At 65.3% G+C, this 19622-nt stretch carries 19 protein-coding genes and 1 riboswitch; of the genes, 8 read left to right on the top strand and 11 right to left on the bottom strand.

Annotated elements, in window-relative coordinates; translation table 11 throughout:
- Positions 1 to 25 precede the first annotated feature (25 nt).
- Complete coding sequence (locus ACWKV7_RS17850; RefSeq protein WP_483859047.1) at positions 26 to 1708, bottom strand: fatty acid--CoA ligase; 1683 nt, start codon at positions 1706 to 1708, stop codon at positions 26 to 28.
- Positions 1709 to 1883: 175 nt separating this feature from the next.
- Here ACWKV7_RS17850 and ACWKV7_RS17855 point away from each other — a divergent pair, with 175 nt between their 5' ends.
- Complete coding sequence (locus ACWKV7_RS17855; RefSeq protein WP_483859048.1) at positions 1884 to 3059, top strand: thiolase family protein; 1176 nt, start codon at positions 1884 to 1886, stop codon at positions 3057 to 3059.
- Between the two features lie 52 nt (positions 3060 to 3111).
- Here ACWKV7_RS17855 and ACWKV7_RS17860 read toward each other — a convergent pair whose 3' ends face one another.
- Positions 3112 to 3741 carry a LysE family translocator gene (locus ACWKV7_RS17860; protein WP_483859049.1) on the bottom strand — a complete coding sequence of 210 codons (630 nt, stop codon included), beginning with the start codon at positions 3739 to 3741 and terminating at the stop codon, positions 3112 to 3114.
- Between the two features lie 75 nt (positions 3742 to 3816).
- Here ACWKV7_RS17860 and ACWKV7_RS17865 point away from each other — a divergent pair, with 75 nt between their 5' ends.
- The 4 genes from ACWKV7_RS17865 to ACWKV7_RS17880 all read left to right on the top strand — a co-directional run bounded on the left by ACWKV7_RS17865 (position 3817) and on the right by ACWKV7_RS17880 (position 7229).
- Entirely contained in the window at positions 3817 to 4776 is a 960-nt protein-coding gene (locus ACWKV7_RS17865; RefSeq protein WP_483859050.1) for a 2-hydroxyacid dehydrogenase, read from the top strand.
- A 60-nt stretch (positions 4777 to 4836) separates the two neighbouring features.
- The gene (locus ACWKV7_RS17870; protein WP_483859051.1) at positions 4837 to 5835 is read left to right on the top strand and encodes a methyltransferase; all 999 of its coding nucleotides are present in this window, start codon (positions 4837 to 4839) and stop codon (positions 5833 to 5835) included.
- A gap of 75 nt (positions 5836 to 5910) precedes the next feature.
- Positions 5911 to 6087, top strand: a riboswitch (yybP-ykoY riboswitch).
- Positions 6088 to 6107: 20 nt separating this feature from the next.
- On the top strand, positions 6108 to 6689 hold the full coding sequence (locus tag ACWKV7_RS17875; RefSeq protein ID WP_483859052.1) for a TMEM165/GDT1 family protein: 582 nt from the start codon (positions 6108 to 6110) through the stop codon (positions 6687 to 6689).
- A gap of 96 nt (positions 6690 to 6785) precedes the next feature.
- On the top strand, positions 6786 to 7229 hold the full coding sequence (locus ACWKV7_RS17880; RefSeq protein ID WP_483859053.1) for a ketosteroid isomerase-related protein: 444 nt from the start codon (positions 6786 to 6788) through the stop codon (positions 7227 to 7229).
- Between the two features lie 157 nt (positions 7230 to 7386).
- Here ACWKV7_RS17880 and ACWKV7_RS17885 read toward each other — a convergent pair whose 3' ends face one another.
- Complete coding sequence (locus ACWKV7_RS17885) at positions 7387 to 8202, bottom strand: M48 family metallopeptidase (RefSeq protein WP_483859054.1); 816 nt, start codon at positions 8200 to 8202, stop codon at positions 7387 to 7389.
- Between the two features lie 169 nt (positions 8203 to 8371).
- On the opposite strand from ACWKV7_RS17885, the gene ACWKV7_RS17890 reads away from it, so the two are divergent.
- Positions 8372 to 10507: a methyl-accepting chemotaxis protein gene (locus tag ACWKV7_RS17890; protein ID WP_483859055.1), complete on the top strand. Its 2136-nt coding sequence runs from the start codon at positions 8372 to 8374 to the stop codon at positions 10505 to 10507.
- Between the two features lie 43 nt (positions 10508 to 10550).
- On the opposite strand, the gene ACWKV7_RS17895 is transcribed toward ACWKV7_RS17890, so the two are convergent.
- The 3 genes from ACWKV7_RS17895 to ACWKV7_RS17905 are packed head-to-tail and all read right to left on the bottom strand — an operon-like array spanning position 10551 to position 11636.
- Complete coding sequence (locus tag ACWKV7_RS17895; protein WP_483859056.1) at positions 10551 to 11162, bottom strand: SOS response-associated peptidase; 612 nt, start codon at positions 11160 to 11162, stop codon at positions 10551 to 10553.
- Positions 11163 to 11193: 31 nt separating this feature from the next.
- Entirely contained in the window at positions 11194 to 11454 is a 261-nt protein-coding gene (locus tag ACWKV7_RS17900; RefSeq protein ID WP_483859057.1) for a putative signal transducing protein, read from the bottom strand.
- Positions 11454 to 11636 (bottom strand): CPXCG motif-containing cysteine-rich protein, encoded by a 183-nt coding sequence (locus tag ACWKV7_RS17905; protein WP_483859058.1) that lies wholly within the window; start codon positions 11634 to 11636, stop codon positions 11454 to 11456. Before ACWKV7_RS17905 ends, ACWKV7_RS17900 begins: the two co-directional genes overlap by 1 nt.
- 116 nt (positions 11637 to 11752) lie before the next feature.
- Between ACWKV7_RS17905 and ACWKV7_RS17910 the strand changes: the two genes are divergently transcribed.
- Together ACWKV7_RS17910 and fabB are read left to right on the top strand one after the other, a co-directional pair.
- The gene (locus ACWKV7_RS17910; protein WP_487249226.1) at positions 11753 to 12916 is read left to right on the top strand and encodes a 1-acyl-sn-glycerol-3-phosphate acyltransferase; all 1164 of its coding nucleotides are present in this window, start codon (positions 11753 to 11755) and stop codon (positions 12914 to 12916) included.
- 410 nt (positions 12917 to 13326) lie between these two features.
- On the top strand, positions 13327 to 14550 hold the full coding sequence (gene fabB, locus ACWKV7_RS17915; protein WP_483859060.1) for a beta-ketoacyl-ACP synthase I: 1224 nt from the start codon (positions 13327 to 13329) through the stop codon (positions 14548 to 14550).
- A gap of 251 nt (positions 14551 to 14801) precedes the next feature.
- On the opposite strand, the gene ACWKV7_RS17920 is transcribed toward fabB, so the two are convergent.
- The 5 genes from ACWKV7_RS17920 to ACWKV7_RS17940 all read right to left on the bottom strand — a co-directional run bounded on the left by ACWKV7_RS17920 (position 14802) and on the right by ACWKV7_RS17940 (position 19620).
- Positions 14802 to 15563, bottom strand: coding sequence for an SDR family oxidoreductase (locus ACWKV7_RS17920; RefSeq protein ID WP_483859061.1), 762 nt, complete (start codon positions 15561 to 15563; stop codon positions 14802 to 14804).
- Between the two features lie 208 nt (positions 15564 to 15771).
- The gene (locus tag ACWKV7_RS17925) at positions 15772 to 17097 is read right to left on the bottom strand and encodes an ABC transporter permease (RefSeq protein WP_483859062.1); all 1326 of its coding nucleotides are present in this window, start codon (positions 17095 to 17097) and stop codon (positions 15772 to 15774) included.
- Positions 17090 to 17812: a hypothetical protein gene (locus tag ACWKV7_RS17930; protein ID WP_483859063.1), complete on the bottom strand. Its 723-nt coding sequence runs from the start codon at positions 17810 to 17812 to the stop codon at positions 17090 to 17092. The genes ACWKV7_RS17925 and ACWKV7_RS17930 overlap by 8 nt, the downstream gene beginning before the upstream one ends.
- A complete protein-coding gene (locus ACWKV7_RS17935; RefSeq protein WP_483859064.1) occupies positions 17805 to 18521 on the bottom strand; it encodes an ABC transporter ATP-binding protein in 717 nt (238 codons plus the stop codon). The genes ACWKV7_RS17930 and ACWKV7_RS17935 overlap by 8 nt, the downstream gene beginning before the upstream one ends.
- A gap of 10 nt (positions 18522 to 18531) precedes the next feature.
- Positions 18532 to 19620 carry a hypothetical protein gene (locus tag ACWKV7_RS17940; protein ID WP_483859065.1) on the bottom strand — a complete coding sequence of 363 codons (1089 nt, stop codon included), beginning with the start codon at positions 19618 to 19620 and terminating at the stop codon, positions 18532 to 18534.
- Positions 19621 to 19622: the final 2 nt, after the last annotated feature.

Genomic DNA, 19622 nt, shown 5'->3' on the forward strand with positions numbered 1-19622 from the left:
CCGCGAGGGACCCGGCCGGCGGCGCTCACAGGGTGGATAGAAATGCACTGCCGGAGGCTTGCCACTGGGCGATGTCGACGCGAATGCGCTTCTTGTCCAGCTTACCTACGCTGGTCTTGGGAATTTCGGTAACAAGGGCGATCTGGGTGGGAATCGCCCACTTGTTGATATGCCCCTGTTCGACGAAGGGCTTGAGGTGTTCTTTCAAGCCCTTGGCATCCAGCGATTCGCCGTCACGCACGATCAGCAAGGCAAACGGCCGCTCCCCCCACTGCGGGTCGGGCACCCCCACTACTGCCACTTCGCGCACGGCCGGATGACGACTGATGAGGTCTTCCAGCTCCAGGGAAGAAATCCACTCGCCGCCGGTCTTGATCACATCCTTGATGCGATCGCGGATTTCGATGAAGCCCATGCCATCGAGCGTGGCCACATCCCCGGTATGCAGCCAGCCGTGCTCCCAGAGTTCCGCACTCTTCTCCGGCTCGCGGAAATAGCCCTGAGTCAGCCAGGGGGCCCGCAATACCAGTTCGCCCTGGGCGTCGCCGTCGGCGGGCAGCATGTTGCCCTCGCCGTCCATGATCGCCGCCTCCACCAGGGGCACCGGCACGCCGGCCTTGATACGGTAGGTGGTGCGCTCGTCCTCGCTGCCGGCACACAGCTCCTCGTTGAGGTAGGCGCAGGAGATCAGCGGGCAGGTTTCCGACATGCCGTAGGCGGCGGTGAGCTGAATGCCGCGGGCCTTGGCGGCTTCGTACAAGGAGCGGGTCAGCGCACTGCCGCCGATGATCATCTTCAGCCCCTTGAAGTCGTGATCCTTGGCCGCGGCTGCATTCATCACCATCTGCAGGATGGTCGGAACGCAGTGGGAGAACGTGACCTTTTCCTGCTGGATGAGGCGACAAAGCATGTCCGGCTCGTAGCGGCCTGGGTAGACCTGCTTGACCCCCAGCATGGTGGCCACATAGGGCACGCCCCAGGCGTGCACGTGGAACATCGGGGTGATGGGCATGTAGACGGCGTCGTTGCCCATCAACCGGATGCTGTCGAGGCTGCCCAGCACACTGGCCATGGACAGGGTGTGCAGCACCAGTTGCCGGTGCGTGAAGTACACGCCCTTGGGGTTACCGGTGGTGCCGGTGGTGTAGAAGGTCGTGGCCACGGAGTTCTCGTCGAAGTCGGCGAAGGCATAGCTGGTGCCGGCGGCTTCCAGCAGGCTCTCGTACTCGCCCACCAGATTCGGTAGTTCGGCAGTCTTATCCTCGCCATCGGTCAGCAGCAAGGTTTTCTCGACCGTGGTCAGCTGGCTGGCAATACCGTTGTAGAGCGCCACGAACTCGCTGTTCACCAGCACGACCTTATCCTCGGCGTGATTCATGGTGTAGAGAATCTGGTCCGGTGACAGGCGGATGTTGATGGTGTGCAGGACCGCACCGAGCATGGGAATGGCGAACATGCACTCGAGGTAGCGGTGGCTGTCCCAATCCATCACCGCCACGGTATCGCCAGCCTTGACGCCCGCAGCCGTCAGCGCATTGGCCAGGCGCGCGACGCGCTCGTTGAAGGTTGCATAGCTGTAGCGCATGCGGTCGCGATAGACGATTTCCCGCGTCTTCTCGTAGCGGCTGCCGGATAGCAGCAGGCTTTTGATCAGCAGGGGATACGGATGGGCGTTTTCTGCCGGCGGGATGATACGGGTCTGCAACATGGGGGCACCTGCGCATGCTTGTTATTTTTGAAGTGAGGTGCACTCTAGAGCGCCTGGCCAGCACATCAATCAGCCCAAAGAATGATTTGCCGAGTGACTCTTTGGCCGATTTTGGTCACAGGGTAGAATCGGCATCATCGACCGCTCCCGGTCCTCACCCGAAGAGGTTAATCCGATGTCCGATATCGTCATCGTCAGCGGCGCCCGCACCCCAATGGGCGGCTTTCAGGGCAGCCTTTCCAGCGTGCCGGCCGTCGAGCTGGGCGCCATCGCCATTCGCGAAGCCGTCGCTCGTGCCGGCATCCAGCCCGCCGACGTGCAGGAAGTAATCATGGGCTGCGTGCTGCCGGCCGGCCTCAAGCAAGGCCCGGCGCGCCAGGCGTCGCTCGGTGCCGGCCTGCCCAGCGCGACCGGTTGCACCACCATCAACAAGCTGTGCGGCTCCGGCATGAAGGCCGTGATGCTGGCCCATGACCTGCTCAAGGCCGGCACCAATTCGGTGATGGTCGCCGGCGGCATGGAAAGCATGTCCAATGCCCCCTACATCCTGGAAAAGGCCCGCAGCGGACTGCGCATGGGCCACGGCGAAGTGAAGGACCACATGTTCCTCGATGGTCTGGAAGACGCCCGCACCGGCCGTTTGATGGGTTCCTTCGCCCAGGAAACCGCCGAGAAGTACGGGATCACCCGCGAGGACATGGATGCCTACGCCATCGAATCGCTCAAGCGTGCCCAGGCCGCCATTGCCGATGGTTCGCTGGTCGACGAGATCGCCCCGGTCACCGTGGTCACCCGCAAGGGTGAAGTACGGGTCAAGGACGACGAGCAACCGCTCAATGCCAATCTGGAGAAAATTCCCAGCCTGAAACCGGCCTTCAAGAAGGACGGCAGCATCACCGCCGCCAACGCCAGCTCGATCTCCGATGGCGCCAGCGCCCTGGTGCTGATGACCGCTGAAGAAGCGGCCCGTCGCGGCCTCAAGCCGCTGGCCCGGATCGTCGGCCATGCGACCCAGAGCCAGGACCCGAGCGAATTCACCATCGCCCCCATCGGCGCCATGAGCAACCTGTTCAAGAAGACCGGCTGGACCAAGGACGACGTAGACCTGTTCGAGATCAACGAAGCCTTCGCCATGGTCACCATGCTGGCGATGCGCGAGCACGGCCTCGACCATGCCAAGGTCAACGTGTTCGGCGGTGCCTGTGCCCAGGGCCATCCGGTCGGCTCCACCGGCTCGCGCATCATCCTCACGCTGATCAACGCCCTGCGCAAGAAAGGCGGCAAACGCGGCGTGGCCTCGCTGTGCATCGGCGGCGGCGAAGCGACGGCGGTAGCGGTCGAATTGCTGTAAGCGACGTCGGAAACCACAGGCCCCGCAAACGCGGGGCCTTTCTCGTTAGCGGTCAGCGCAACTCGGTAAACGCCAGCTTCACCCCCAGCCCGACCAGTACTGTGCCCATCAGCCGATCGAACCAGTGGCCCAGGCGGGCGAAGCCGGCGCGCACGCGTTGCTGGCTGAATAGCAGGGCGACCAGGCAGAACCAGGCGGCGGTGGCGAATGCCAGGTAGACGCCGTAGCCGGCCTGCACCGTCAGTGGGGTATGCGGGTCGATCACCACGGTGAACAGCGAGAGGAAGAACAGCGTCGCCTTGGGGTTCAGGCCGTTGGTGACGAAACCGACGGCGAAGGCGCCGCGGGCGCTGCGCTCGCCCGCGGCAAGGGTAACCTCGGCCTTGTCCGAGGCCACCGGGCGGGCACGCAGTGCCTTGACGCCGATATACAGCAGATAGGCGGCCGCCAGCCATTTCAGCGCATTGAACAACACGATGGACTGGGACACGATCAGGCCGATTCCCAGCAGCGAATAAGCCACATGCACGAAGATGCCGGTACCGACACCGAAGGCGGTCCAGATGCCGGCGCGCCGGCCGTAGCCCACGCTCTCGCGTACCACCACGGCGAAGTCCGGGCCGGGGCTGGCCACGGCGAGCAGGTGGATCAGGGCAACGGTGAGGAATTCGGTCCAGTACATGAGGGCCTCGCGAGTCGTCGGTCTGCTAGGCTCGCCACCTTAGCGCCTCCACTCAACCTCGAAAAGGTACAGCTGATGAGCAATAGCCGCGCCGTGTTCCTCGATCATGCCTCCCTGGATCTCGGCGATCTCGACCTGTCTCCCTTGCGCCAGTGCTTCGGCGAGCTGGCCCTGCACGGCCAGACGACCGCCGAGCACGTCATCGACAGGCTGCGTGGCGCGCACGTGGCGATCAGCAACAAGGTGCCGCTGAGCGCGGAAACCTTCGCCGCCTGCCCGGACCTGAAGCTGGTGCTGGTGGCCGCCACCGGTACCAACAACATCGACCTGGCCGCCGCCCGCGCCCATGGCCTGGTCGTGAGCAACTGCCAGGGTTACGGTACCCCCTCGGTGGCCCAGCATTGCCTGATGCTGCTGCTCGCCCTGGCCACCCGGCTGCCGGATTACCAGGCCGCGGTGCGCGCCGGCCGCTGGCAGCAGGCCCGGCAGTTCTGCCTGCTGGACTTCCCCATCGTCGAACTGGAGGGCAAGACCCTCGGCCTGCTCGGCCACGGCGAACTGGGCAGCGCGGTGGGTCGGCTGGCGGAAGCCTTCGGCATGCGCGTGTTGCTCGGCCAGTTGCCGGGGCGACCCGTGCGTGACGACCGCCTGCCGCTAGCGGACTTGCTGGCACAGGTGGATGCCCTCAGCCTGCACTGCCCGCTCAACGAACACACCCACCACCTGATCGGCGCACGGGAACTCGCGTTGATGAAGCCCGGGGCCTTCCTGATCAACACTGCGCGCGGAGGGCTGGTGGACGAAATGGCCCTGGCCGATGCCCTGCGCGCCGGCCACCTGGGAGGAGCCGCCACCGACGTGCTGACCCAGGAACCGCCGAGAGACGGCAATGTACTGCTGGCGGCGGACATCCCCAGGTTGATCGTCACCCCGCACAGCGCCTGGGGCAGCCGCGAGGCGCGGCAACGCATCGTCGTGCAGATGGCGGAAAACGCCGCCGGCTTTTTCGCCGGCGCACCGCAGCGGGTGGTATAGCCGCGCTCCTCAAACGCGACCGGCGGCTGCTATCCTTCGCGCTTTTTTCAGGAGCCCCTCATGGACCCGCGTAGCGAAGTGCTGTTGCGCCAGGCCGAGCTGTTCGGCGGCAAGCTGTTGCTGGCCGGATTGCCGGCCGACGACCTGCTGGGTCGCTTGCCCGATGCCCAGGGCTGGAGCTGGCACGCCGGCGAACAGGCCAGTCTGGCGGCACGCTTCGCCGGACGCTGCCGGTTCGACGTGATGCCACCGCAGGCGCGATTCGATAGCGCCGTGCTGTTTCTACCGAAGTCCCGCGAACTGACTGCCTATCTCCTGCAAGCCCTGGCGGCTCGCCTGGCCGGCAAGCCGCTGTACCTGGTCGGCGAAAAGCGCGGCGGCATCGAAGGCGCGGCCAAGCAGTTGGCCGGCTACGGCACGCCGCGCAAGCTGGACAGCGCACGGCACTGCCAGTTGTGGCAGGTAGCGGTCGCGCGAGCGCCCGCCGAGCCGAACCTCAACGCCCTGGCCAAGCGCTACACGCTGGACCTGGCGGACGGCCCGCTCAACGTTCTCAGCCTGCCCGGCGTATTCAGCCATGGCCGGCTCGACCGGGGCAGCGCGCTGCTGCTGCAACATCTGGACGGCCTGCCGCCCGGCCATCTGCTGGACTTCGGCTGCGGCGCCGGCGTGCTCGGTGCGGTGCTCAAGCGGCGTTATCCGCACAGTTCGCTGACCCTGCTGGACGTGGATGCCTTTGCCGTCGCCAGCAGCCGCCTGACCCTGGCGGCCAATAACCTGGAAGCCGAGGTGATGGCCGGAGACGGCATCGCGGCAGCGCCCAAGGGCTTGGCCGCGATTCTCAGCAACCCACCGTTCCACCAGGGCGTGCACACCAGCTACCAGGCCACCGAGCAGTTGTTGCGTGAAGCGGTGCGACATCTCGTTCCGGGCGGCGAGCTGCGTCTGGTGGCCAATAGCTTTCTCAAGTACGCACCGCTGATCGAGGAGAACCTCGGTCCGTGCCAGGCACTGGCGGAAGCCGAGGGCTTTCGCATCTATCGGGCCAAGCGCCGCTGAATGCATGTCGCGAGCATGCCAGCCGCACCGATCCCGAGACCCGGCTTGCCGACCCGGCCCCGCTCGGGCAGAATGCGCGCCGTCCTAGGGGAGTAGTCTCCCGCGAGCCCAGCGCTCGCCCGGCGTGCGTCAACACACTTGGTCCGCAGACCATGGCGCCCGCGACCTCGAGCAGAGGTTTGACAAGACCTATGACACACACAGCCAATACCCGGGGTGGGTCGGCCGTGCGTGTCATAGCCATCTGTCGACCCGCCCCGTAGGAATCCCCGATGGAATCCCTGTTCGTCCCCACCCTGATCGTTGCCCTGGCGGAAGTCGGCGATAAGACCCAATTGCTCGCCCTGTTGCTGGCCGCCCGTTTTCGCCGTCCCTGGCCGATCATCGGGGGCATCGTCGTCGCCACCCTGGCCAACCACTTCGCGGCCGGCGCCATCGGTAACTGGGTCGCCGGATTCTTCTCGGCAACCACGCTGAGCGCCCTGCTCGCCCTGGCCTTCGCCGCCGTGGCGATCTGGACGTTGATCCCCGACCGCCTGGACGACGACGAAGCATCCGGTTTGAAGCGCTACGGCCCCTTTCTCACGACGCTGATCGCCTTCTTCCTCGCGGAAATGGGCGACAAGACGCAGATCGCCACGGTGATGCTGGCGGCGCAGTATCCGCACTTCTTGCTGGTGGTGGTCGGCACTACGCTGGGTATGCTGCTGGCCAATGTGCCGGTGGTGCTGGCGGGCAACTTCGCTGCCGAACGTCTGCCGCTGACGCTCATTCGTCGCCTGGCCGCGAGCGCCTTTGCCGCCCTGGCGCTGTATGCCGGCTATCAGGCCCTGACGCTGGCCGGATCGATCTGACCGCGGCGCTGGCGTTGTGGCCAATGCTGTCCGACAAAGCCCTGCTAAAGTTGCGCAAAGACTTGCACACTTGTCCGCGTGCCCATGGAGCGAGCGATGTCACTGGAAGAGATGAAGAAGCTGGTCCGGCAACATATCGACTTGAGCTGGAACAAAGGCCGCCTGGCCCTGACCGAGCAATTGCACAGCAAGGATTTCATCTACAAGAGCGCCTTCATCGGCCGCCCGTTGGACAGCAGCGGCTTTGCCCGCATGGTGCAGGAGATCCGCGACGCCATGCCGGATCTGGAGGTGGTGATCGAAGAGTGCATTGCCGAGGATCGCCGGGTGTTCACCTGGAGCACACTGATCGGCACCATCGAAAAACCAGCCCTGGGTTATCCACCCAGCGACAAAGTGCTGAGCATCTCGGCCATGGCGTTCTGGACGCTGACCCCGGCTGGCGAGATCCAGGAGATCTGCACCATGTTCGACATGGAAAGCTTTCGCTCCCAACTGGGGCTGGACATCCGACCCTTCGCCGAAAAGGCCCTGCCTTAGGGCCCATCGGGTGCAGGCGCTTTCCAACATCGCCCGGCCCATCGCCAGCAGGCCGTTGTCGCGCAGCCCGCGAATACTGCGGTGCCGCGCCACGCAGCTCAGGCCCGTTCACCACCCGTCACGAAGAGCGAACCCCGAGCCCGGCGACCCTCCGCGCCTAGCGCACGCGATTCTGCTGATACAGCGGCATGACCTTGGGAATGGCGGCCTGCAATGCGGCGATACGGCTGCCGGAGGACGGGTGAGTGCTCATGAATTCCGGTGGGGCTCCGCCCCCGGCCTGCTCCATCTTCTGCCACAGGCTGATGGCGGCGTTGGGGTTGTAGCCGGCCCGGGCCGCCAGCTCGAGGCCGAGCAGATCGGCTTCGCGCTCGTTCTCGCGGCTGTTTGGCAGGGTCAGGGCATATTCCACCACGGTGTCGGCCAGGGCCAGGCTGTTCTCGCCGAGGCCGAGCAAGGCACCGGCACCCTGTCGGGCGATGGCGATGCCGTAGGCCTTGGACATTGCCTCGCGACCGTGCTCGCGCAGCGCGTGGGCAATTTCGTGCCCCATCACCGCGGCGATCTCATCGTCGGTCAGCTGAAGTTTCTCGATCAGGCCGCTGTAGAACAGGATCTTGCCACCCGGCCCGCAACTGGCATTGAGCTCGGGACTCTTGATCAGATGTACCTCCCACTGCCACTGCGCCGCATCGGGGCGGAAGATCGGCGCCTTGGCAATCAGCCGTTCGGCGATCACGTTGAGGCGCTTGGCGCTGGCGGTGCCGCGCACCAGTGCGCCCTGGCTGGCCGCCTTGCTCAGCGTCTGCTGGTAGGACTGCGCATACATCTGGTTGACCTGCTGGGTCGACAGCATGCTGAACATGTACTGCTTGCGCTCGACGCCCACCGCGCCACCGCTGGTGGTGTTCACAGCCTGGCAGCCAGCCAGCAGCAAGGCCAGGCAAATCGCGGGAAAACGGGGAAAATTCATGCCGGTACTCCGTGAAAACAACGGCCGTATGCTAGGTCCGCAAGGCTGCCTGGACAACCGCGCACCGACCCGATAGTCGCCGTCTATCCTTGCCTGTGACAGAGCGCACTAATGATTTGCTCATGCCTGGCCGATAAGCCGGGGCAGAGCTGACGCTTTCGGAGTTCCCATGAAGTTCAAGTCCATCCAGTTTTCCGTGGCGGCCATGGCCGGCGCCAGCATTCTCGCCGTGGTCCTGGCCCTGCTGCTGTACGCACTGTTTGCCAGCAGCCGGACCCAGGAGCTGGTCGAGCAGCGCACCCAGGCGCTGCTCCAGCAGGTGATCGACGAGCGCCTGCTGACGCTGGCGCAGAGCCAGGTCAACCAGTTGCAGCGTGAGTTCCAGTATCCGCTCAATACCGCTGCCTCGCTGGCGGTGGTCAACGCGGCGATGGGCAGCGGCGACAACTACGGCGCCCTGCAGATAAGCCGCGAGGAACTCAGCGCGCTGGTTGGCGAGTACCTCAAGGCCAACCCCAAGCTGCTGGATTTCTACATTGGCTGGGAGCCCAACGCCTTCGACCAGGATGACGACCTCTACAAGGGCCAGACCGAAAGCGGCTACGACGACACCGGCCGTTTCATGCCCTGGTGGTATCGCGACGGAGGCAACCTGAAGATGGAAGCGCTGACCGCCGCGCAGATGGAGAGCGAGAAGCTGCTGCCCACCGGCGTGCGCGAGGGCGAGTACTACCTGTGTCCGAAACAGACCGGCAAGCCTTGCGTCATCGACCCCGCCGCCTATGACTACGGCGGTAAGCAGGTGATGGTCGCCTCTTTCAACGCGCCGATCATGGTCGAGGGCAAGTTCCGCGGCGTGGTGGGTAACGATCTGGCGCTGGACTTCATCCAGGACCTGCTCAAGGACGCCGACCAGAAGCTCTACGAGGGTGCCGGCGAGCTGGCATTGATCTCCAACAACGGCAACCTGATCGCCATCACCCGCGATGCCTCGCTGATCGGCAAGCCGGCCAGCCAGGCGTTCGACAACGAGCTGCTGGGGCGCGTCAAGCAGAGCGCCGACAACCAGCCGGTGTCCCGCGTCAATGAAGAGAAGAAGCTGATCCAGCTGCTGCTGCCGTTCCGCGTCGCCGGTACCGATACCCGCTGGACACTGGTGATCGAGCTGCCCACCGACGCCGTGCTCGGCAAACTGCATGCGCTGCAGGACGAGCTGGCCAGCCAGGGGCGGCAGAATGCGCTGGGCATGACCCTGGTCGGCCTGCTGATCGCCGCCATCGGCTTGGGAGTAATCTGGCTGGTGGGCTACGGTATCGCCCGGCCGCTGAAGCAGATGGTGGCCATGCTCGACGATATCGCCCAGGGCGAAGGCGACCTGACCCGGCGCCTGGAGGTGAACCGCGCCGACGAGCTGGGCGCCATCGCCCGCGGATTCAACACCTTCCTGGCCAAGCTGCAGGCGATGATCAGCCAGGTGGTCAGCTCGGTGCAGAAGGTCAGCGACTCCTCCGAATACACCGCCGACATCGCCATACGCACCAACCAGGGCGTGCAGAAGCAGCTCTCGGAAATCGAGCTGGTGGCCACCGCCGTGCATGAGATGACCGCCACCGCCCAGGACGTGGCGCGCAACGCCACCCACGCGGCGGAAGCCGCCAACCATGCCGACCAGGCCGCCAACAATGGCATGCGCACCGTGCAGAGCACGTCCCAGGCCATTGCCGCGCTGGCCAGCGAGATTGGCCGGGCGGTCGGCGTGGTGCAGAGCCTGGCCAAGGACAGCGAAAACATCAACGCCATCCTGGTGGCGATTCGCGGCATTGCCGAGCAGACCAATCTGCTCGCGCTGAACGCGGCCATCGAGGCAGCCCGCGCCGGCGAACAGGGCCGAGGCTTCGCCGTGGTGGCCGACGAGGTGCGCAACCTGGCGCAGAAGACCCAGCAGGCCACCGAGGAAATCCAGTCGATGATCCAGCAGCTCCAGCACGGCACCCGCGAGGTGGTGAGCGTGATGGAAGCCAGCCAGGCCAAGACCGACGATAGCGTGCAGCACGCCGCCGATGCCGCCCATGCGCTGGAGTCGATCACCCAGGCGGTGTCGGTGATCAACGAGATGAACACCCAGATCGCCAGTGCCGCAGAGGAACAGAGTGCAGTGGCCGAGGACATCAACCGCAACGTCACCAACATCGGCCAGGTCGCCAACGAGGTTGCCGGCGGCGCCGACGAAGCCAGCCAGGCCAGCGCCGAGCTGACCCAGCTCGCCGAGCAGCAGCGGCGGTTGATCAATCAGTTCAGGGTGTGATCGACGCCCGGCCCGTCAGGACCGGGCAGGCACCATGGCCTTTTCAGGCCGGCGTCAGGCATTCCGGCCCATCCAGCGCGGGGTCGTTGACCAAGCTGGCCAACGCCCGCTCGCGCAGCGGTTTCTGCGGTTTGGCCAGGAGGCCTAGCAGTTGCGACTCGGGGGTCGACTCGGCGAGCCAGGCGGCCTGCTCCGCCTCGTCCAGCAGCAATGGCCGGCGCAGGCTGGCCGCTGCCTGCGTCACCACAGCCACGCTCAGGTAATCGTGGCCCTGCACCGGGTAGCATTCCCAGATCGCCGCGAAATGCAGCAGGCCGTCTTCGCCGCTGATCCAGTACGGCCGCTTGCGCGCGCCTCCACGCCACTCGTAGAAGCCGTTGGCCGGCAACAGGCAGCGTCGTTGCCGAAAGGGCTCGCGGAACATCGGCTGCTCGGCCAGCGTTTCGGCGCGGGCCTGAGCCGGCGTGCGCGACAGATCGGTCAGCCACGGCGGCGTCAGCCCCCAGCGCGCCAATGCTGCCTGGCGCTCGCCGCCGCGCAGCATCAGCACCTGGCTGCCAGGCGCCAGGTTCCAGTGGGGTTGGTGATCGGCAGGGAAACCGGGTAGCGCCGTCAGTGCGGGCGACCAACGGAACAGGGCGAAACGTCCACACATAAGATGGTAGGACTCGTAGGCGTAAGGGGAATCAGCAGAGCAGCACGCCGGGCAGTTGTTCAGGTTCTTCGCCCGGCACGGGCAGCGCGGCATTGTACGCGGCGATCAGCCGGCGTGCGCGCTCGGCCTGTTCGTTTTCCACCAGCAGCGCGAGCAGCCCGCACAGCGGCAATTCGCCGATGGCTCCGAGCAAGTGGCCGCCGGTCAGGTGCGCCTCGATGCCTTCGCTGGCCAGCATACCGCGCAGCAGCTCCGCTTCCAGCAGGTCCTGGGGCTCGTAGATTCGCTGCATCAGTCATCCTCCCGTCGCACGTCCAGACTCCAGTCGATACCGTCGCTGCTCAACTGGAACACAATCGGCCGGCAGCACACCGGACAGTCCTCGATATAGCGCTGATCGCCCCCGGACAGGTCGAGCACCGCCTCGACCGGCTCGCCGCAGTACGGGCATTGGTAGTCCTGGGTTTCCAGCATCGCAGCCTCCGTGTGACTTGCGGCTATAATCGCCGGTCTATTTGCAGCCCACCCTGGGCAGGGCCCGTCTTGGGCGCCGCTATCTTCCACCGCCGAATGCATAACAAGAGAGCATGATGGGCGAATTCGATGCCATCCGACCCTACGCCGACGCCGAAGTCCCTGCCGTACTGGCGCGTCTGTTCGCCGACGAGAGCTTTCTCAACATCCTCACCCACTTTCGCTTCCCACGCCTGGCCGGTCCGCTTGGCTGGCTGCTTAAACCACTTATAGCCCATCGGCTGCGTGCGGCGTTCGCCGGTGTCGATTCGGTGGCCGCCCTGCAGGCGAAGATCGAGCCCTACATCGACCGTACCATCGAGCGCGCCACCGACGGCGTCACCTACTCCGGCGTCGAGCGACTGACCGCGGGCAAGGCCTACCTGTTCCTCGCCAATCACCGCGACATCGTCATGGACCCGGCGTTCGTCAACTATGCGCTGTTCCACGCCGGGCTGCCGACGCCGCGCATCGCCATCGGCGACAACCTGCTGCAAAAGCCCTTCGTCAGCGACCTGATGCGGGTGAACAAGAGCTTCATCGTGCACCGTTCGCTGAGCGGCCGCCGCGAGAAGCTGGCGGCGTACCAGCTGCTGTCGGCGTACATCAATCATTCGATCCGCACCGACAGCGAATCGATCTGGATCGCCCAGGCCGAAGGCCGCGCCAAGGACGGTGACGACCGCACCGATTCGGCGATCCTCAAGATGTTCCACATGAGCCGCAAGGACGAGCCGTTCGGCCCGACCATCCAGGCCCTGAACCTCACGCCGGTATCGATCAGCTACGAATACGACCCCTGCGACCAGGCCAAGGCCAACGAGCTATACATTCGCGCCAGCACCGGCTCCTACACCAAGGCTCCCGGCGAAGACGACGCCAGCATTGCCCTCGGCATTACCGGCTACAAGGGCCGGGTGCATATCCACTTCGGCGAGCCGATCGACGCCGAGATCGCCGACAGCAAGCTGCTGGCGGCAGAGATGGACCGGCGCATTCTCGGCGGCTACCGGCTGTTCCCGGTGCACTACCTGGCCTACGCCATGTGGACCGAGCGCGACCCGGAACTGGCCGTGCCCAGCGCCACGGAGCTGTTCTCCGCCGCCGAAGTGGCTCGCGCCGACGCGGAGTGGCAGAAGCGCCTGGCCGCCTGCCCGAGCGAACAGCGCCCCTACCTGGTGCTGCAATACGCCAATCCGGTCCGCAACCAGTACCGCGTCAGGGCCGGCCTGCCCTTGTAATCCCCTGCTCCGGCGATACGCCCTGCGCGCGTCGCCGGCTGCCCGTTGCGATACTCCTGACGCTTCCGACAACAACTTGCGCGTATCACCAAGCACCGTCTTACCAACAATAAGATGCTGTCGGCGCAACAAATCAGTGCAACAAGCCATCTCAACTTACCCCAACTTTCCTTTGCGCCATAGCCCATTTAAGGGATAGTCTTGGCGCATTGTTTTTCTTTATCTTCCGACTTCTCCGCGCAAAGACTTCGGCCTGATGGCGACTATAAGAAACAGGTTTTTCGTTGCGTCATTGGTTGATAGACAAGATTCGTCTCTTGCCCCACAAGAAGTTCGCTTCGATGCGAGGGAGTGCTAATGAGAGCGCTCATTGCGATGACCCCACTGACCGCCACTAAAAGGACTTTCCCATGCGTCGCGCCGTGATTACCGGCCTGGGCATCGTTTCCAGCCTGGGCAACGATCCGCACAGCGTCGCCCGCAGCCTGCGCGAAGGCCGCTCGGGCATTCGCTTCAACCCGGTCTATGCCGAAATGGGCATGCGCAGCCAGGTCTGTGGCGCGGTGTCGCTGGACATGGACAGCCTCGACATCGACCGCAAGGTCAAGCGTTTCATGGGCGACGCCGCCGCCTACGCCTACCTGGCCATGCAGCAGGCCATCGCAGATGCCGGCCTGAGCACCGCTCAGGTTTCCAACCCGCGCACCGGCCTGATCGCCGGCTCCGGCGGCGCCTCTGCGTTCAACCAGATGGAGGCGATGGAAATCCTCAAGAGCAAGGGCATCGCCCGCGTCGGCCCCTACCGGGTGCCGCGCACCATGAGCAGCACGGTATCCGGCTGCCTGGCGACGCCCTTTCGCATCAAGGGCGTCAGCTATTCCATCGCCTCGGCCTGCGCCAGCAGCGCGCACTGCATCGGCCATGCGATGGAGCAGATCCGCATGGACAACCAGGACATCGTCTTCGCCGGCGGCGGCGAAGAGGAGCACTGGAGCCAGAGCTACCTGTTCGACGCCATGGGCGCCCTTTCCAGCCAGTACAACGACAGTCCGCAGCGCGCCTCGCGCCCCTACGATACCCGCCGCGATGGCTTCGTCATTGCCGGCGGCGGCGGCATGGTGGTGGTCGAGGAGCTGGAACATGCACGCGCGCGGGGAGCGAAGATCTACGCGGAAATCGTCGGCTACGGCGCCACCTCGGACGGCTACGACATGGTCGCGCCCAGCGGCGAAGGCGGCTTGCGCTGCATGCAGCTGGCCCTGTCGAAGGTCGACACGCCGATCGACTATGTGAACACTCACGGCACCTCGACGCCGGTCGGCGACCTCGCCGAAATGCGCGCGCTGCGCAAGGCCTTCGCCGGGCGCGAGCAGCCGCCGATCAGCTCGACCAAGAGCCTCTCCGGCCACGCCCTGGGCGCCGCCGGCGTGCATGAGGCGATCTATTGCCTGCTGATGATGCAGGGCAACTTCATTGCCGCATCGGCGAATATCGACATGCTCGACTCGGAACTGGCGGACCTGCCCATCGTCCGGGAAACCCGCGAGAACGTGGGGCTGGATACGGTGATGAGCAACAGCTTCGGCTTCGGCGGCACCAACGCCACGCTGGTGCTGCGCCGCTGGCGGGAGTGAACGCCCGTTAGCCAGCGGGGGCGTTGCGTCCTGTTGGGCTTCGCTCCTCAACCCAACCTACGACTGCGCACGGTTGGCGTTGAGCGCAGCGAAGCCCAACATGGAACGCGAAACGCTCCCAGGATAGCGACCCGGTTTCGACGCCGAACTTGGCCGCGAATGTTGGGCTTCGTTCCTCAACCCAACCAATGAGATTGGTGCTTGCACCGTGCTTCGTTGAGGCGGCGGCGTAAAGCCTCGCCCCCTGCCCCTCAGGCCGCCAGCATGGTGCCGCCGGTGGCTACCAGGATTTCGCCGCGAATCGCCGACGAGCGCTTGGAGGCGAGGAAGGCGACGATGTTGGCGATCTCCTCCGGGTCGAGCACCCAGCGCCGTCCGGATGCTTCGAGATGGCCGATCATGTCCGGCCACATCTGCGCCATGTAGGGCAGCATGTCGCTCTTCACCACGCCGCCGCACACGCCGTTGACGCGGATGTCGCGGTCGTAGAGCTCGACTTCCATGTAGCGCACCAGATTCTCGAGCGCCGCCTTCATCAGGCCGAGCGGGTAGTTCGGCAGCACCATGCGGCTGCCCACCCCGGAGATTGCGCAGATGGTGCTGCCGCGCGGCATCAGCGGCGTGATGGCGTTGATGCAGGCAACGTTGCCGATCAGGCTGGTGCCGAACAGTTGCTTCCAGTCGTGCTTGGTCAGCTCGGTGATGGCCTTGAACGGCGCACTGGCGGCGTTCAGCACCAGATGGTTGATGCAGGTGACGCCGTCGCGCTCCAGCCCCTTGACCATCTGCTCGATGTCACGCGACTCGGAGATATCCGCCTGCGCCTTCACCGCCCGCACGCCACAGGCCTCGGCCCGTTCCACCAGCTTGTCCAGGTTCACCGCACCCTTGCCCTGGGAACGGCGATAGTTCAGCACCACGTCGTAGCCGTCGTCGATGAAGCGCTCGGCGATGGCCGCGCCAATGCCGCGCGCCGCACCGGTAATCAGTACAACTTCCCTTTCTGCCTGCATAAATAATTCCTTGCCATGAAGTTCATTGCTTCGCCAAGTCGCTCGTATTTAACGAGCAACTTTCCGCGCTCTTGACGGCGCCCGCCCAACCAACTTCAAACGACGCCGATTTATTCAGCGGCTTACTGCAACGGGTCACTCGACCCTAAAACTTCAAGCCACTCGGAGTTCTTCGATACATGTCCCTTGGTTAAATTCAACGCCTGATTCAAACAAAGCGAAACGCTTCGGCTATCTGCAATCTCGAAGCACGATGCGCGGGAATGATCGACGCCAATACCGCCGTCACTATCGCCAGCGCGCAGGTGAACCAGAACAGGTCGAAGTTCTCATTCCAGAAGATGAAAGCGAGATAGCCCTTGGTGTAACCCGGCGAGGGCGGCATCGGCAGACCGTTGACGTTGATCAGCTCGGCCAGGCCGATGCCCACCGCCAGGCTCAACGCAGCGCCGAGCAGGCCGATGAAGATGCCTTCGAGGATGAACAGCCGGCCGACCTCCCGCTGGGTCAGCCCCAGGGCACGCAGAGTGGCGATCTCGCGGGTGCGCTCGACCACGTTCATCATCAGCGTGTTGCCGATCATGAACACCACGATCACGCTGACGATGGACTTGATGAAGAAGAAGATGCCGTCGAACAGCCCCACCACCTGGTGGTAGTACACCGCCAGCTCCGACCAGGGGCGCACCTCGAGCTTCAGGCCCTTCTGCTCGATCAGCTGGTTCACCCGCGCCAGTGCCGCGTCGGTGAGGTCGGTATCGTTGAGCAGCACGATGATCTTGCTCACCTCCTCGGTTTCCAGCAGCTCCTGGGCGGTCTTCAGCGGCAGCTTGAGGGCGCGGTCGTCGTACTCCTTGATGCCCGACTCCATCACCCCGCGCACGGTGACGGACATGGCGTTCTGCCCGCCTTTCGGGTTGACCACCAGCAGGTCCAGGTAGTCGTCGTAGCCGGCCGACAGGCCCTTGGCCACCCCGGTGCCGATGGTGGCACCGAGGCCGTCGATGCGCGACAGGTCGCTGCCGAGCACGATGCGGTCCAGCGCACCAAGGCTGAGTGCGCTTTCCGGCTCAATGCCGACGCCGGAGAAGAACGTCGAGGTTTCCGCCTCGTAGCGCGAGGCGATACCGGAGAACTCGATCTGCCCGGTAACGGTCTTGATCATCGGCCCGAGCACCTCATCGCCGGTGAGCAGGTTGCGAATGTCCTCGTAGCCCTCGATGCCGTAGCGCAGCGGGTTGGAGGCGCCGCTGGCCAGGTAGCCCTCGCGATAGAGCTGCAGGTGGCCGAGGTTGGTGCGAATGGTCTGCTCACGCAGCGCCGAGAACGAGTGCTGCACGAAACCGCCGAAGATGAACACCGCCACCCCGCCCATGACGATCGCCAGCAGCGTGATGCCCGAGCGGCGGCGCTGGCGGAACAGGTTGGCGAAGGCGTAGCGGATCGACGTCGGCCGCTTCAGCGCGGTCCACAGCAGCAACAGCGCGGCATAGAGAATCACCGCGTTGGCCAGGTAGTAGAGCAGCTCACTCATGATCGGTCTCCACGATGGGCGCCACCACGTACTGGATTTCCTCGCGGGTGAGGAACAGCCGGCCCTGGGTCTGCGCCAGCAGTTCACCCCACAGCGGACGGCGAGCCAGCTCGGCAGCCACCCGTTCGGCCTGCGCGTCCTCGGCCGCGGCCTTCAGCGCCCGCACCCGCAGGAAGTCGATGACCGCGCCCAGCTCGGCGGGCACTGTGGCGCCGGCATCGGCCAGGTAGCCGAGGTCCTTCAGCGCGACCACGTGGCGGCCGAACTCGGCGGGCACGAACACGTCCATGCGCGCGCGAAGGTAGCGCAGCCGCCAATCATCCGGCTGCTCGTCGACCGCCTCGTCGATCAGGAAAAAACCGCGCTTGGCCAGTTCGGCAGCGCGGAAATAGTTCTGCTTCTTCACGTACTCGCCAGCGGTGAACAGCCAGCCATAGCCCTCGTACATCTTGGCGTAGAGGTCGGCCGGGTGTTGCTGCCGGTAGTCGTCGAGGGCCTCCAGGGTGCGCTCGGCAAGCCCGTTGTCGCCGGCACGCACCACCGCGAGGATGGCTTCGTCGCGCAGCCCGTCGACCCGTTCGCTGGTCGCCAGGCGGGTCAGCGCCGCCTCGCTCTGTGCACGGTAGTCGGCGATGCTGCCGGGCATTTCACTGGCACCCAGCCCGACGCTGGCCAACAGGCCGCCCAGGGCGAGCAGACGCGTGGCGTTACGCATGAGCGATCTCATCCTGCTTGAGCCTCCCGTCGGCGATGTTGATCACCCGGCTGGCGACATCGCGCACGGCATCCGAGTGGGTAGAGATGATGAAGGTGGTGCCGTTCTCCCGGTTGATCTCCTGCATCAGCTCCAGCACCGAACGGCCGGTTTCCGAATCCAGGTTGCCGGTCGGTTCGTCGGCGATCACCAGCGCAGGCTTCTTCACCAGTGCGCGGGCGATGGCGACCCGCTGCTGCTGACCGCCGGACAGCTCCACCGGACGCCGCAGGTAGTGCTTCTCCAGCCCGACCCGCGCCAGCGCGTCCATGACCTGGCGCCGTGCGCGCTCCTTCTTGTGGCCGTTGAGCATCAGCGGGTAGTAGACGTTGTCGAACACGCTGAGCACCGGCAGCAGGTTGAAGAACTGGAAGACGAAGCCGATTTCCTCGGCGCGCAGGCGGGCCAGCTCAGGGTCGTTCAGTTTGGCCAGGTCCTGGCCGAGGAAGTGCACGTGGCCGGCGCTGGGCCGGTCGATGCCGCCGATCAGGTTGAGCAGCGTGCTCTTGCCGCTGCCGGACTGGCCGCAGAGGGCGACGAACTCGCCGCGCTCGACGAGGATGTCGATGGCCTGCAGGGCGTGCACCTGGTTGGCGCCCCGGCCGTAGAACTTCTCCACCGCGCTCAGGCGCACGATGGGCAACTCCGCTGCGCTCACTATCTGGTTCATATCCGCATCCTTAGTCGCATCTGAGCAGCCAGGTGCCGCCCAGGCTGTCGCTCAGGCTGAGCAGCGCCGGCGGAGTGTCGCCGGCAGCCTTGCGCGCGGCGAAGCGCTGCAGGGCCAGCAGCGGGTTGATGCCGCCACTGTCACCGAAGCGGCGACAGACGTTCTCGTACAGCCCCGAATCGCCGAGGGCGGCGGTCGCCTGGCTCTCCACTTCAGCCAGCAGGCTCGACGGATACAGCCCGCCGTAGACCAGCGCCTTGCCTTCAGGCAGCAATGCCGACCAGCCGGCAGCCAGGGCGGTCGCCGCCTGCTCCCGGCCCTTGGGCAACTGCAGGTAGCGCGGCAACCCCAGGCGAATGCCTGCCGTGGCCCCTGTCGCCTCTGGCCGCTTGAGCACGACGAAGCCGGCACGCTCGACGATCGGCGCGTTGTGCCGGCCACCCTTGCCCAGCCAGCCGCGTTCCTGGTCGGCGTTGTCGATGGCTTCGGAAAACCCCAGGGCCGGGTAGAAACGGAAGATGCCGCCCAGCAGCACGGTGTCGATCTCACCGCCATGCAGCAGCTCGCCAGCGACCCGCAGCCCCTGGGCGAAGGCGGAACGCCCCGCCTGGATCTTGCAGGAGAAGCCATCGATGCCGAGGTCGCGCAGCAACTGCTTGGGAATCACATCCAGATCGAAGCTGTCACGCCAGTTGTGCGCCTGCTCCAGGTGCGAGCACTGTCCCCAGAAATCCGAATAGACCAGCGCCAGCCGCTCGCGGGAAGAACGTTTGCCGGTACTGGCCTCGGCCGCACCGAGCGCCTGGCGTGCGGCCTGGCTGACGGCCCCCTGGGCCTCGCGGTAATTGGCCTTGGCCGCATCGGGCCCGCTGGCACCGCCGAAGCGGCACAGGTCCCACTGGCGACGCTGGGTCTTGCGCACCGCTTTCTTGTGCAATTGCGCCTCCCAGGCGCGAAACCACTGGGTGGCGAACGGCTGCGGCGCGCGGCCGGGCTCGACCGCCGCCATGCCCACCAGGGTCACCGCCGCCGGGGCGATGCAGGCCTGCTGGGACAGCGCCGCGCCGCTAGCGGCGAGTTGCTTCTCTTCGATTGTCATGG

The sequence above is a fragment of the Zestomonas ipomoeae genome, from assembly GCF_057128665.1.